We start from the raw sequence: 14,428 nt of genomic DNA, 5'->3' as shown, positions 1-14,428 counted from the left end.
TAATATATTTAAGGGGGATGATAATGCGTGCACTGCAACTCTTCGATGATCGTCGGCTTGAAATCACCAATATTTCCCCGCCATCTTCACCTAGTATAGGTGAAGTAACTGTGCGGATAAAAGCCGTTGCTCTTAATCATATTGATGTATGGGGATGGCGTGGCATGGCTTTTGCGAAAAGAAAAATGCCACTCATCATTGGTGCAGAAGCCTCTGGTGAGGTTATACAAATAGGAGATGGCGTTGAACATCTCCAACTTGGACAGATTGTCTCAATTTATGGTGCACAAACCTGCGGAGTATGCCAAGCTTGTCATGAAGGACGGGATAATCTTTGCAGTAATGTAAAGGGAGTCTATGGTTTTCACCTTGATGGATTTGCGTGTGAGCTTGTCAATTTGCCAGCACGTTTATTAGTTCCATCACCTCCCCAATGTGATGAATTGCAAGCAGCAGTTGCTCCAATTACTTTTGGTACCGTAGAACATATGCTTTTCGATAACGCAAAACTACAAGCAGGAGAAACAATCCTAGTACAGGCTGGTGGCTCAGGTATTGGTTCTGCAGCCATTCAACTTGCAAAACACATGGGCTGTACAGTTATCACAACTGTAGGTTCAGATGAAAAAATTGCAAAAGCGCACTCTCTTGGGGCAGATCATGTGATTAATTATCGTAAAGATCGTTTTGAAGGTGTAGTGCGTAAATTAACCCAAAAAAAAGGTGTTGACGTTGTTTTTGAGCATGTTGGTGTCGATACATGGAACGGTTCTCTGTTATGTATGAAAAAAGGAGCACGCTTAGTGACTTGCGGTTCTACCTCTGGTGTTTCAGCACCAATAAATCTCATGCAATTATTCCAGCAACAGCTTAAAATATTCGGTTCATTTGGCTGCCGTATGGAAAATATGAAAAATGCCATGCAAAAAATGGCACAAAAAGCCGTACACCCTGTCATTGATACAATTGTTGGGCTGGATGAAATTGATACAGCTTTAAAACGAATGGAGAGTCGTGATGTTTTTGGTAAAATTATCCTTAAAATCGATTAAATCATGATGAAGCTTTCTCTTAAAAATCTCATATATCGTATTAAAATTATAGCTAAAAAAATATCCTACTTGTTATGGGCATATCTACTCTTTGGTTCTTTATTTATTCTAAAATGTTTTCCAGCCAAAATGGGAATTTCTTTTTTTGCTTGGTTAGCAAAAAAAATTGGTCCCCTTGTACATCGTCATCAAATCACACTTGCAAACCTTAGGAGTGCATATCCAGAAAAAACAGAGCAAGAACTCCGTGCGATTGCAATAGAAATGTGGGAAAATATAGGACGTTTCCTAGCCGAATATATTTTTCTTGATAAAATTTTTGATTTTGATCCTCATGCAGTCGAGCCAGGTTTCATTGAGGTTAAAGGCATTGAAATATTTGAGCGATTAAAAAATGAAAAAAAACCACATATTTTTTTCACCGCACATACTGGCAATTTTGAACTTCTGCCTATTTGTGCACAAAGTTTTGATCTTAATGTTACGGTATTATTTAGACCACCCAATAATCCCTATGTTGCCAAACGAATCCTTAAAGCACGACAAACTTCTATGGGACATCTTGTTCCCTCCAAGGCCGGTGCCGCATGGGCATTAGCAGCCAAATTAGAAGAAGGTGAAAATGTTGGTATGCTCGTTGATCAAAAATTTCGCCGCGGTATCATGGGAACATTTTTTAACAGACCTCTTAAAACAAACCCCTTAATTATAAAACTTGCTCGACAATATGACTGTGATATTTATCCAGCACGTTGTATTCGTTTGCCTAGAGGACGTCATCGTTTAGAGTTATATGAACATGTAGAACTTCCACGTGATGAAAAAAATGATATCGATATAGCTGCTTCTACGCAAAAATTAAATGATATTGTTGAATGTTGGGTCCGTGAATATCCTGGACAATGGATGTGGTTACATAGACGTTGGGACATCTAAAGCTCTATTGCTTACAAAGGAAGTGCAAAATGTTAGCCTCAAAAGATATCAAAGATCTCACTGCAATTATCACTGCATTACGAAACTCTGATAATGGTTGTATCTGGCATAAAAAACAAACTTTTGAATCCCTCATACCCTATATGCTCGAAGAAGTTTACGAAGTCATCGATGCCATTGAACGAAAGAATCGAAAGGATCTCTGTGAAGAACTTGGGGATCTTCTTTTACAAGTTGTCTATCATGCTACCATAGCACAAGAAGAAGGCAGCTTTACTTTTGAAGATGTTGTTCATGCAATCACGGAAAAAATGATTCGACGCCATCCTCATGTTTTTGGAAATACCGAGCAAAAAAAACGAGGATTTATAAAAGAGGAGTGGGAATATATAAAAAAAAGAGAACAGGTTGAACAAAAAAGAATGAGCGAAGAAAAAAACAACAATTCCTCCATAAGCATACTCGCAACAGTAAAACAAATCCAGCCAGCAAACCAAGAGGCACTTGCTTTACAAGAAACAGCAGCTAAAGTAGGTTTTGATTGGCAAAAAAGTGATAAAGTTTTTGAAAAAATAGAAGAAGAACTGGAAGAGCTCAAAGAAGCCATCAAAAATAAACAAAACTCAGAGATAGAAGCAGAGTTTGGAGATCTCTACTTTATACTTCTTAATCTCGCGCGCCACTTAGCGATTGATTCACAAAAAGCATTAAAAAAAACGAATATAAAATTTCGAAATCGTTTCGCCTATATTGAAGAAAAGCTATCCACTCAATCTAAAACACTCACTGACGCATCCTTGAATGAAATGGAAGCACTTTGGAAGCAAGCTAAAAATGAACGATAAAAAATAGTAGATTTCTTCTACCTAAAAGAACAAGCTCCTCTAAAATTACTTAATTATAATTTAGCTCAGCTCAATTTGTTTTATATTGATCCTGCGTAGCAGGACGAAGTTCCACCGATTCGCCACACCCGCATGCTGAAACTTGATTAGGATTTTTAAAGACAAAACCAGACCGCAGCGTTGTCACTTCATAATCCATCTGCGTCCCTAATAAAAATAATACCGCATCATGTGCTACAAAAACACGGGCACCATTCACTTCAACAACATCCGCATCTATCCCGTTTTCTTTGACAAGAGTAATTGTATACTCCATCCCTGCACAGCCACCTTTTTTGATACCAACAAGAATACCCTGTGCATCTTTTGCATCCATAATCGCTTTAACACGATCCACTGCTGCTTGCGTCAAATTTATTACCGAAAAACGGCTCATCCTTTACTCTTTTCTTAGTTCAATAGACACTTTGAAAGTTTTTCCTCTATAATATTTTATCTGATATTTTAGAAAAAAAACAACAAAACATAAATTAAAGCATTCTGATCTTGTTTATTTGGATAAAAATACATACCCGTAAAATGAGATTTGTGATTATACAATCCAGAACTTACAATTTTTTATCCATATAAAATGAAAATACCTCGTCTATAAAACTCTAAAAAACGAAAACTTTTCAAAACCATACATTCACTCCTCTTCTTTTGAAAATCTTTATCTTTTTAGAAAAGTAACGATTAGGTAAGAAAAAAATATACCTTCAGCACTCATTTGCTCCAATTCATACCTCTACACCAATCTTACCCCCCTCCTCACAATCTCAAAAGTAATTAAATTGCATACATCTATTAACTATAGAGCTAAAAATTTAATGATCACAAAGAATTTTACAAATTCGTTATTTATCTTGAATTAACAACAAAATATTGATGTCCAAAATTTTTACTTTCAAAAGCTCTAAGTGCAAGAGCATTTTAGATTTTATTCTGTTTATTTTTTCTCTTGCCTTTAAAGAAACAGTCATTTAATCGTTTTACACGAACTCGGAGCGTAGCGCAGCTTGGTAGCGCACTTGACTGGGGGTCAAGGGGTCGTGGGTTCAAATCCCGCCGCTCCGACCATTTTTAAAATGCTATAAATAAGCTTACTTAAAAAGTGAATTATTATGCATTTCAATTGCACACACATGAACTTTTCCTTCAACGTAGAATAATGTGCAATGATATTTTATCATAAATTCGAGATAAGCTGTTTTATTAAAATGCGCTTCGTTCTTAGAAAAACACATACGAAACGCGAGACCTTTTGCCTCGCGTTTTTTATTTTTCAGAAAAATTTATAATTATCCGATCTCATATTTTCTAAATTTTCTTTACACGATAATGTCGCTGTTATCATTTTTTGTAATGGATGGTGACATCTGTACGGTTATCTTTTTGGGTTTTAATTCAGCTGGCATTTCCCTTTTAAGCTGAATATGAAGAAGCCCATCTCCAAGTTCTGCCCCAATAACCTTAACATGATCAGCCAAATGAAAACGCCGTTCAAAAGCACGCGAAGCAATACCTCGATAAAGGAATTCTCGCTCTTCATCATCATTTTTAGACTTTCTGTCTCCCTTAACGATCAGCTGATTACAATGCGTTTCAATATCAATTTCATCTTGAGAAAAACCAGCAACAGCCATAGAAATTCTATAAGAATCTTCAGTTAAACGCTCGATATTATAAGGGGGATAAGAAGAAACTTCGTCTGGTTGTGTTCTAGAATCAAACCAGTTAAAAAGATGATCAAAACCTACTGTGGAACGATAAAATGGTGAAAAATCTACTTGACGCATAATATTGCCCTCCTCTAGAGCGACTATAATTTATAATTAATTCACAAAGTTCCCACATGGCAAACTTACTTGTGAACCTGCGGCCCCATCATGGCAACCGCATTATATTATCTAGTAATCGTTTTTCTTTATTTCAACTCTTTGGGACCTAAATTGATAAAAACTATCTAAAAAGCAATATACCCCTTTTTTAATCCTCTTTCTTCATTACATAAATGTCAAAGCACTAAGCGGCAAATACACTGTAAAGGAATTTCAATTGGAAACACCTCTTTATCCCATAGACTGGGGTTCCACTCCTCTTAATATCCATCATGGTACTCTTAAAATAGCAATAGATCACGAAATTTGTTTTGCTATAACATATCCTGAGGTGGAAAAATCTAAGGGAACAATTGTTATTCTCAAAAGCTACGCAAATACTTTAGAAAAATATTTTTTATTAATAAATGAAATTTCTAGACGCGGTTTTCATACAGCAATATTTGACTGGTTTGATCAAGAAAAAATATCCCTCAAGATAAGAAAACAAAGCCGACATCAATATTTTGATATAAATAATGATATTAATGACTTATATAAATTTCTTACAAATATTGTTTATCCTAATTGTCTGCCACCTTACTCTATGCTCACCTATGGCATAGGTGGATTGATAGCACTTAGCGGATTAGATCTCATTAATCATCAGTTTAATAGATTGCTCTGTGTTTCTCCCCTTTTTGCTCCATTCGGCAATAAAACGAATGGTTTTCAACATAAATTAACACAATTTCTTTCTGATATAGGTCTTGGCTTTATACCAGCGAAAGATAGTAAAAAATTAAACAAGACAAAACAAAAAAATATACAATTGGGACACATACATAAAGTGCCGCTCCCTTCCATTAAGCCCCCAACATCCCAATGGATGGCTTCAGTATTTAATGCGATTGATTCTATGAAGAGAAATGTACTTCATGGAGATTTACGAATCCCAACACTCTTTATTCTTGCCAATCAAAACAATATTGCAAACAACATTGAAGTGCGGCAATTATGCCAACACACACGTCTAACAGAAAGTATTACTATTACAGGCGCTGAACTGGATACAATTATGGTTAACGAAGATTATAAAAAACAATTTTGGGCTGCATTTGATGCCTTTATTCCCGATAATGTATCTGTAAAATAACACTAAACCTTAATTTCCGCTCCGCCCCATCAAAAAAGAAAGTTTCTACGAGCATTGGATCTACAAACACTTTTAAATATAATAGATTTTTCTTTTCAACCACTCATATGATTTGTTTTCTAGCCTTTACAGGCAAGCCATAACCTAAATATTCACCACGCATTCTAATAAAAAACTAATATACAAAGTATATCATTACATTAAACAATATTATTTTACATCATAAAAACTAACTTAATAAAAAAACTATTTATATAAATAAAAATAATAAATCTATCTTAATATAACATGATACATATTTACAAATAAAGCATCAAAATACTATTTTTGATCTGTTATTAAGTGATAATTTAATATTATATCTAGGAAAACAATAGTTTTCATCTATTTAAGAAAAAACTGGAAATAAAGCGCATTTATAATATTTATTACAAATCTCTATAAAAACAAATAACTATAAAATTTCTATTTCTTAGGAGAACTTTTTAAAAACAATAAATTAACATAATATTCTTCTAATTTCTCGATATATGAAAACCCTACAATAACGGTTTTCATAAGTTTTTAAATGGAATTCTGATAATAATCAGTAACTTTAAAAGAAAAGATAGTAATGAATCATCTTAGTAGTTTTAGAGAACCCCTTCTTTTTTCAAAATCACATATATTTCGAATTTAACCAACTCACAACGAATATGCTGTATTTTGAATCAGAATGTAAGAATTAACCATTTTGCCATTCATTTCAATTATGAGCATTTTACCATCTTTTTTATAAATACTCTATATTGTATAATTGATGCGGCAAAACTCTGACAAATGGAGCCATTGGAATATAATCATGAAACGAATCCTGCTCGCAGAAGATGATAACGATATGCGTCGCTTTCTCGTAAAAGCCCTAGAACGTGCAGGCTACGAAGTCGCCGACTTCGATAATGGTATTAGCGCATATGAACGTTTACAAGAAGAGCCATTTTCCCTTCTCCTGACTGATATTGTGATGCCAGAGATGGACGGAATCGAACTCGCACGACGTGCTACTGAGATTGACCCTGATTTACGAGTAATGTTCATTACAGGTTTTGCAGCGGTAGCACTCAATTCAAATAGTGATGCCCCTCCTGATGCAAAGGTTCTCTCTAAGCCATTTCACTTACGTGAACTCGTCAATGAGGTTGAAAAGATCCTTATCGCTGCTTAAAAAGTATTTTTTAAAGTTATTTGCATCTGTTGAAAGAGAAAATAAAATTAGGCATTGACGTTTGGCATTCTATATGGTGTATGCAACATCAATGAATGGGCGTGTAGCTCAGCGGGAGAGCACTACGTTGACATCGTAGGGGTCACAGGTTCAATCCCTGTCACGCCCACCATTCAACTTTATAGTATAAATAAATTATTGAATTATCGTATTCTTCCAAGGTACGGGATGCGTAAATAAAAATTCGGAAATAAGATTTTGCAACATGCCTCTACAAAGGGCATACTTTACGGAGTGTTTCTAATATTTTTTACGTTCTGATAGCGCCTCTTAGGGGAAGCCATCTAAAAGTATCACAAACGTAATAACAGCCTTATTTTGCAACAGATTAGAAGTTTGATTTTAAAATTCTTTCCACAAGCATAGGCTTCCGTTCTAAAAAATATTGTTTGTTTCCTGATCTGTCCCCTGTTTTTCTTAATTCTTTCATGTCTATTGGTATACAACTTGTTGTCCAAACAGTTAGATATAACCACAGTCACTTCAATAGATATAAAACACTTAACCTTAGAGCTGTATTTTGAGTTTACCAATTACAGATTATAATAAAATATTAAAAAGAGTAAAAAACACGATAAAAGCAAATTTTTTCATTCTAAAAATACATTTGATTTATAATCATGTTTTATTGTTTGCCATGTTGAATGAGAAATCCGAATATCGTAATGTTTTCTCATTTCAAACCTATTTATATTGAATTAAACAAAACCGTCTCTCTTACACGTCATAAGAGGAATTAGTATTAAGTAAAAATTGTATAAAAAAGCACAAAAATGCCGATAAATACCTCAAGTGCTGAGATCTATTGCAACATCGGAGGCTGACAAATAGGCAAAGTATATGATAATGTCAGCTTATTTCTTCATAAGTGTAAAGATGATGGAGCTCAATGGATTTATCATTGTACCATTCACGAGCGCCAGCGTGAAGTGAGCTTTAAGAGATATCTCTTAAAACAAAGCCTGTAAAATGGCATTCTCCTCACACTGTATTCCTATTGAAATAATGATCACCTTGAACCGTGTGAGTTTAGATCTTCAGAGCTCATCTGCATAACATTTTAATGTGATTGTTATCCAATATTAAAATACTTTTCACATGATGTACAAACTATAAAGAAATAAGAAAAAACATTTGAAAATGTAAATATGAAATCTAAAAATTTAACTCTAAGATACAATCTATCTTCATTCATATAAATACACAGTATACATTCTTAAACCTATAAGACTAAGAAAACCTAAACATTGATGAAACCTATAACCCTACCTGAGAAACAGTGACAATCATGTTAAATCAAATTGTCCGCAAGTGTCTCTCATTGAAAAAACAATATCTTATCTGGACGGCACATATAACATCTTTTTATACGAAAAAACTATAAAGAAGTAATTCGTTATGAATCACAGCTTCCAAGACAAGAAGATATTTTCCACCTCTTGTGCCATCTGTAAATTCTCATCATAAACAGATATCGTTTTTATTCTTCAATGTTTCATAAACTGTTCTAAATCGAATCCATCATGCCTTGTATCTAATCAAAATCGATCTTACCAAAGATCATGCTAAAAAACGTAATAATATTATTCATAAAAAATAAAAAAATCACAATAGATGTTTTTTGGCAATTTCACCAGCATTAACCGCAATGCTTAAATCTAATCTAAGAAATAAAATATTCATTTTCAGAAAGATGAAAAGAAGCTCATAAAAAAGAGTTTTTGTAATCTGTTTCCTAAAGCATGTGATATAGTAGCAACATGCGGCAAGAATATGCAATGCTAAAGTTTCAGCAATCAAAAGCAATTTTTACTGAAAAAAGAGAAAACAGCATCATTTTATACTAAAACAGTCAACAGAAAACGTGTAGCAACAAAATAAACCAAAAAACATCAAAAAGGTTCGGGATTATACAGAAAAATAAGCTAATAGAATAAAAGGAAAACTCTCTAACTTTTTATAGCCTATAAATATCATTTAAACATGGTGATCCCGACAGGATTCGAACCTGTGACCCACGGCTTAGAAGGCCGTTGCTCTATCCAGCTGAGCTACGGGACCCGACTGATTATTTTCTCAATTCAAAATAGCATCTTCAATTCAATGTGTCCAAGAATGCTGCCGATCACTGCGAAAATTATCAGAATAAGAAATAGCACGTCGAATCGATGTATGTTTCTTTTCTACACGGTAAGAGATAGCATTCTTACGTGCAAAAGCAATCGCTTCTTCCTTCCTATTAAATCGAATCTTTACCTGATTATTCATATCAGACGTTGCCGTATAGCCCATAAGAGGTTCAAGCATTTTTGCTTTCATTGGCTCATACTCTAGAATCCAAAAACCTGTATTCCCCTTACCTGACTGCATAGCTGTCTTAGCAGGACTATAAATACGTGCGATCATGCCTTTTTCCTTCAGATTACACAACGCTTGGATGATAGTTTCTCACCACACGTACCCAATTGGGTCATTCTCACACACTCAATCAAATATGGTCGGAGCGATAGGATTCGAACCTACGACCCCCTGATCCCAAATCAGGTGCGCTACCAGGCTGCGCTACGCTCCGCCATTTACATTTACTTGATGCACATTTCCTAAAATTTTCACAACAGAAGTGCAAGAGAAAAACACACTTTTTTTTAATTTTGTTGCATTTCTTTACAAAAAAGCACATTTTTTAACTTTTCCCCCTACTCAATAACAAATTTATTGACAAATAGTAGAAAATAACTTCCGTAAGAAAATCCAATCTATATTAAAAATAACGAATTTCTCTATAAGGATTTCATAATTTTTATCCTGTTTTAAGCAAGCTCTCATTGTATCAAAACACATTCCACAGATACAATTTTAGAAAAAAATGACTTAAATATCATAGAAAAACTTTCCCAAAGAGAACATAAGCCAAAAAATTCAGCTGTATCAAGCTTTTTTCCCCTCTTTTTCTATCTTCCCAAAGACTCTTTTATTAAAAATTCTAGAATCTTCTACAATCCAAATCCATAAACAACAAACATTTTTTCAAAGCACAAAGGTTTTATTATAAATAAAATAAAGCGCTCTTTTTAGAAAAATTTTCAAATGCGAAGATGGTAAGAATTCAACATCATACAATAAAATCTCAAAGCTATTTAAAATAAAAACACGACAAGAGTAAAAAAACACTATTTTTTACTCTTATATAGATATCCCAAAAGAAGAAAATTTAAATGACTTGTCTTCCACATATTGAAACGATAATAGAAGGACAGAATAAGTAAGCCATGATAAGGAGTATTTACGGTTTTCTTCTATTTAAAACTTCAGCAATAACAGCACGTGTTATTTTTCTTTTTCTTTGTAATGCCAACTGATCAACAGAATCAATAACACGCTTCAATGAAAATAAAGAACGTTCACAACGGCTTACAAGATAATAAACCGTATCTGGATGTACAATAAGTTGCCTATCGGAAAAAAGCTTAAATGCAACAGCTGTTAACAATGCATCATCAGGCTGATTAATTTCAACGAACATCACCGAATTAAGACGACTTTTTAGATCATTTAACATTAAATTCCAAGCGGAAGGAAGTGTTTGTGCCGTCATCAATAAAGTAGCCTGTCGTGCATCAAGATTTGCTTGCTTAATACTGTTAATTAAATGAAAAAGTTCTGTCTCATTGATTTCACCTGTATCAATATCCTCTATTAAAAATGATCTGCCTAAAGAAGCCATAGTAACAGCCTGATCAAGTTCATTGTGCTGAATCCTGAAAGCATCTGCTTTTTGGAGCCATATATTAGAAAAATGCGTTTTTCCAGATCCTTCTTTACCAACCAAAACTGCAATAGGTAAGCTCCAATTGGGCCAGTGATCAATAAGCTGAAAAGCCATACGATTGCTTTCCGTTACCACTAAATCCTCAAATTGAAAAATCGGATCATAAGGAAAATTTAAAGATAATTGCGTTTCACGCCCATTCATTTTAGCGGCTCCGAATTTCCGCTTCGCGAATACATCTGAGAACTCAGATAAGTATGAAGAGCAAAACGAACTAAAACGCCAACAGCCGCTGCCGCAGGAACAGCAACAAGCATACCAGTAAAACCAAAGAGTGAAGAAAAAGCAAAAAGTGAAAACATCAACCATACGGGATGTAATCCCACTGATGAACCTACAAGCTTGGGTTGAAGAATATAACCTTCAATAAATTGACCAATTAAAAAAAGTGCCATCACAACAATGATTCCCCCCCAATTATTGGGATAAAACTGGACCCATGCAATACCAACAGAAAGGACCAAACCACTCATTGTGCCGATATAAGGAACAAAGCTAATAAGACCAATAAACATACCAATCAAAAGACTAAAATTGAGTCCTGCAATCGTTAAACCAATAGCATAATAGCCTCCCAATATGAGACAAACTGTTCCTTGTCCACGAACAAAGCCTGCAATAGCTCTATCCATTTCATGAAAAATACTACGAACGGTTTCCAGATGATCCCGCGGTATTAACGAATCGATTGCTGTTACCATACGTGGCCAATCTAATAACATATAAAATGCCACCACAGGTGCCACAACAAATAGGCTAACGATATTAACGATTGATTTTCCTGACTTTAAAAGTGAATTCAAAAGAGACGTGATAAAATCCGAACCTTCTCCCAAAAATCCTTTAATATTATTCCGTAATTCATTTGGATCACTTCCAAAATAGCGCCTTAACCAATCAAAATCATGCTCAACAAAAAAGGTTTGAATACGATTAATATAAACAGGTAAACCATCACTCATAAATTGCTGTATTTGCCAACTAATAACAGGAATCAAAATAACTAAAGCAGCAACAAAGGTAATAACAATAAATAAGGTAATAAGGACAGTCCCAAACACACGACGAATACCAAATTTTTCAAGTAATTGAACAATGGGATTGAGAAAATAAGCCAACACAATCCCTGCCACAAAAGGAAGCAAAATCGATCCAAAAACAAACATAAAAAGAATGAAAAAAATCAGCGTACCAAGCCAAAAAAAGATTTGTCTTTTCATATTATTTGGCAACGGTAATTGAGTATACGCTGGCACATAAGTCTTATAACGATCACGAGATGTATTCTCACTCACTTTCTTTTTCATAAGTTGCCAAGAAGACTGTCCGTGATTATCTGATATCTTGCTCATAAAATATCCTAAAAAAATCTTCACAAAAAATTATAAACAACTTCAAAATAAGGTACAAGAAAAGTTGCTTATTTTCTTATCAATATCTCTTGCAGAGAGAACTCTATCATGGCATTGCATAATATCAAAACCTGATTTTCCATTAAAGGAAGGCTCCAATGAGCAATCAAGATCTTACAAATAATAAATCCAAGGCTGGGGATAAATTAAAAGCTGGTCTTACCTACGCAAAAGCCGGTGTAAACATCGATATGGGTAATGCTATGGTAGAAAAAATTAAACCCTTTATACGCGCGACAAAACGAGCCGGAGCAGATGCGGAAATTGGCGGGTTTGGTGGCCTTTTTGATTTAAAAGCAGCTGGCTTTACAGATCCTATCCTAGTAGCAGCCAATGATGGTGTGGGAACAAAATTAAAAATTGCCATTGAAGTGGGGCACCATAACACTGTAGGTATTGACCTTGTAGCTATGTGTGTCAATGATTTACTCGTACAAGGAGCTGAACCTCTCTTTTTTCTGGATTATTTTGCAACTGGAAAGCTCGACCCTGAACAAGGGGCTGCGATTGTTTCTGGTATTGCAGAAGGATGTAAACAAGCCGGTGCTGCTCTTATTGGAGGAGAAACTGCAGAAATGCCAGGAATGTATGCAGAGGGAGATTATGATCTAGCCGGTTTTGCTGTAGGAGCATGCGAACGCAGTAAGCTACTCCCTTCAAAAGATTTGATAGAAGGTGATGTTATATTAGGTCTAAGCTCCTCTGGAATTCATTCCAATGGCTTTTCGCTTGTTCGACGAATCATCCAGCAAAATTATCTCAAATGGAATGACCCTGCCCCTTTTTCCCCCGAAAACAGCCTTGGTATAGCACTTCTTACACCAACACGCATTTATGTAAAATCGCTTCTTCCCATCATGCGAAAATATGAAGGGATTAAAGCTCTTGCTCATATTACGGGTGGAGGCTTTCCTGAAAATATTCCACGTGTCCTTCCATCCTCTCTCTGCGCTGAAATTAATCTTTCTAGCATCAATGTTCCAGCAGTATTTTCATGGATTGCCAAACAAGGTAAAATAGAAGAAACAGAAATGTTAAGAACATTTAATTGTGGTATTGGCATGATCATTATCGTAGCACAGTATGCAGCTGAAACAATTATACAAGCTCTTGAAAAAAAAGGAGAAACTGTAACTCCCCTTGGCATTTTAACAAAATGCCAAGATCAAAATAAAGGAATACTTTATAAAGGGGTACTGCATTTATGAAAAAAAAAATTGTCGTTTTTATTTCTGGTAATGGGTCCAATATGGTCGCCCTTGCTCAAGCTAGTCAACAAAAAGAATATCCTGCTGAAATCGTCGCGGTTATTTGCGATAATCCGCGTGCAAGGGGTATTGAAAAGGCGCAAAACCATAACTTACCTATTCATATTGTTGATCGTAAAATTTACAAAACAAAAGAAGAGCATGAAGAAAATATTTTTACAATTTTAGATCAATATAAACCGGATTTTCTCTGCTTTGCAGGGTATATGCGTCTTATCTCACCACGTTTTGTAAAACTTTATGAAGGACGAATTTTAAACATTCATCCTTCTCTTTTGCCTTCATTTAAAGGCTTAAACACACATGAAAAAGCTTTACAAGCAGGTGTAAAAATCACGGGTTGCACTGTTCATCTTGTTACAGAAGACATGGATGCAGGAAAAATCCTTGCCCAAGCAGCCGTTCCAGTCTATCCCCATGATACTGCTGAGTGCTTAGCACAAAGAGTTCTTAAAGTAGAGCATAAACTCTACCCCGAAGCTTTAAAAGCATTTATTGAAGGGAAGAGCAAAATGGTCGATACGCAACAACAGCTTTTATCTTTTTGAGTGTATCAACAATCTATTAATCAGCATATTTCAATGCTTTACACATAGTTTTTGCTCAGTATCTACAATTGAAAATCTCTATGAAATATTGACATAATAGAGTCCATCTCTTCATAAATTTTTGCACAAAATATGTAATTTTTTGAATTTTAGTTCATTTTTAAAATTTTTCTTCTTTATTCAATTCTATGACATTATCATAAGCTCTATTTATCAAAATACTCTCGTATTTCGCCTAAAAAATCTTAAAATACGCAAT

General features: G+C 34.7%; 12 protein-coding genes and 4 tRNA genes. 9 read left to right on the top strand and 7 right to left on the bottom strand.

The features are described from left to right. The first annotated feature begins 23 nt into the window (after nucleotides 1–23). Genes ACFILO_RS05735 through mazG form a run of 3 tightly spaced genes read left to right on the top strand, consistent with a single transcriptional unit; the run spans nucleotide 24 to nucleotide 2,833 of the window. Complete coding sequence (locus ACFILO_RS05735) at nucleotides 24–1,052, top strand: zinc-binding dehydrogenase (protein WP_375613072.1); 1,029 nt, start codon at nucleotides 24–26, stop codon at nucleotides 1,050–1,052. A gap of 6 nt (nucleotides 1,053–1,058) precedes the next feature. Further along, nucleotides 1,059–1,988 (top strand): lipid A biosynthesis lauroyl acyltransferase, encoded by a 930-nt coding sequence (locus ACFILO_RS05730; RefSeq protein WP_375677969.1) that lies wholly within the window; start codon nucleotides 1,059–1,061, stop codon nucleotides 1,986–1,988. Nucleotides 1,989–2,017: 29 nt separating this feature from the next. Beyond that, complete coding sequence (gene mazG, locus ACFILO_RS05725) at nucleotides 2,018–2,833, top strand: nucleoside triphosphate pyrophosphohydrolase (protein ID WP_375677955.1); 816 nt, start codon at nucleotides 2,018–2,020, stop codon at nucleotides 2,831–2,833. A 70-nt stretch (nucleotides 2,834–2,903) separates the two neighbouring features. Here the strand turns inward: mazG and ACFILO_RS05720 are convergent, their stop codons facing one another. Continuing rightward, a complete protein-coding gene (locus ACFILO_RS05720; RefSeq protein ID WP_375632191.1) occupies nucleotides 2,904–3,269 on the bottom strand; it encodes an iron-sulfur cluster assembly accessory protein in 366 nt (121 codons plus the stop codon). 606 nt (nucleotides 3,270–3,875) lie between these two features. Between ACFILO_RS05720 and ACFILO_RS05715 the strand changes: the two genes are divergently transcribed. Further along, nucleotides 3,876–3,952 (top strand) — tRNA-Pro (locus ACFILO_RS05715). Between the two features lie 251 nt (nucleotides 3,953–4,203). On the opposite strand, the gene ACFILO_RS05710 is transcribed toward ACFILO_RS05715, so the two are convergent. Further along, nucleotides 4,204–4,671, bottom strand: coding sequence for an Hsp20 family protein (locus ACFILO_RS05710; protein ID WP_273791398.1), 468 nt, complete (start codon nucleotides 4,669–4,671; stop codon nucleotides 4,204–4,206). A 259-nt stretch (nucleotides 4,672–4,930) separates the two neighbouring features. Here ACFILO_RS05710 and ACFILO_RS05705 point away from each other — a divergent pair, with 259 nt between their 5' ends. The 3 genes from ACFILO_RS05705 (at nucleotide 4,931) to ACFILO_RS05695 (ending at nucleotide 7,224) form a co-directional block, all read left to right on the top strand. Next, entirely contained in the window at nucleotides 4,931–5,848 is a 918-nt protein-coding gene (locus tag ACFILO_RS05705; RefSeq protein WP_375632190.1) for a serine aminopeptidase domain-containing protein, read from the top strand. An 841-nt stretch (nucleotides 5,849–6,689) separates the two neighbouring features. After that, nucleotides 6,690–7,052 (top strand): cell cycle two-component system response regulator CpdR, encoded by a 363-nt coding sequence (cpdR, locus tag ACFILO_RS05700; RefSeq protein ID WP_005773448.1) that lies wholly within the window; start codon nucleotides 6,690–6,692, stop codon nucleotides 7,050–7,052. A 97-nt stretch (nucleotides 7,053–7,149) separates the two neighbouring features. After that, a tRNA-Val gene (locus tag ACFILO_RS05695) sits at nucleotides 7,150–7,224 on the top strand. 1,872 nt (nucleotides 7,225–9,096) lie between these two features. Here the strand turns inward: ACFILO_RS05695 and ACFILO_RS05690 are convergent. The 5 genes from ACFILO_RS05690 to ACFILO_RS05670 form a co-directional block, all read right to left on the bottom strand. After that, nucleotides 9,097–9,173: transfer RNA gene (locus ACFILO_RS05690), tRNA-Arg, on the bottom strand. Nucleotides 9,174–9,212: 39 nt separating this feature from the next. Next, nucleotides 9,213–9,518, bottom strand: coding sequence for an ETC complex I subunit (locus ACFILO_RS05685; RefSeq protein WP_375611556.1), 306 nt, complete (start codon nucleotides 9,516–9,518; stop codon nucleotides 9,213–9,215). A gap of 89 nt (nucleotides 9,519–9,607) precedes the next feature. Beyond that, nucleotides 9,608–9,684: transfer RNA gene (locus ACFILO_RS05680), tRNA-Pro, on the bottom strand. A 711-nt stretch (nucleotides 9,685–10,395) separates the two neighbouring features. After that, the gene (gene hdaA / locus ACFILO_RS05675) at nucleotides 10,396–11,085 is read right to left on the bottom strand and encodes a DnaA regulatory inactivator HdaA (RefSeq protein ID WP_375632189.1); all 690 of its coding nucleotides are present in this window, start codon (nucleotides 11,083–11,085) and stop codon (nucleotides 10,396–10,398) included. After that, a complete protein-coding gene (locus tag ACFILO_RS05670; protein WP_375632188.1) occupies nucleotides 11,082–12,293 on the bottom strand; it encodes an AI-2E family transporter in 1,212 nt (403 codons plus the stop codon). Before ACFILO_RS05670 ends, hdaA begins: the two co-directional genes overlap by 4 nt. A gap of 158 nt (nucleotides 12,294–12,451) precedes the next feature. Here ACFILO_RS05670 and purM point away from each other — a divergent pair, with 158 nt between their 5' ends. Next, complete coding sequence (purM, locus tag ACFILO_RS05665; RefSeq protein ID WP_375632187.1) at nucleotides 12,452–13,561, top strand: phosphoribosylformylglycinamidine cyclo-ligase; 1,110 nt, start codon at nucleotides 12,452–12,454, stop codon at nucleotides 13,559–13,561. Further along, nucleotides 13,558–14,169, top strand: a complete 612-nt coding sequence (gene purN / locus ACFILO_RS05660) for a phosphoribosylglycinamide formyltransferase (protein WP_375677954.1) — start codon at nucleotides 13,558–13,560, stop codon at nucleotides 14,167–14,169. Before purM ends, purN begins: the two co-directional genes overlap by 4 nt. Nucleotides 14,170–14,428: the final 259 nt, after the last annotated feature.

It is taken from the genome of Bartonella sp. AP72JLCBS (genome assembly GCF_042195705.1).
Lineage (GTDB): Bacteria > Pseudomonadota > Alphaproteobacteria > Rhizobiales > Rhizobiaceae > Bartonella.
This window is presented reverse-complemented; position numbering and strand designations above follow the sequence as displayed.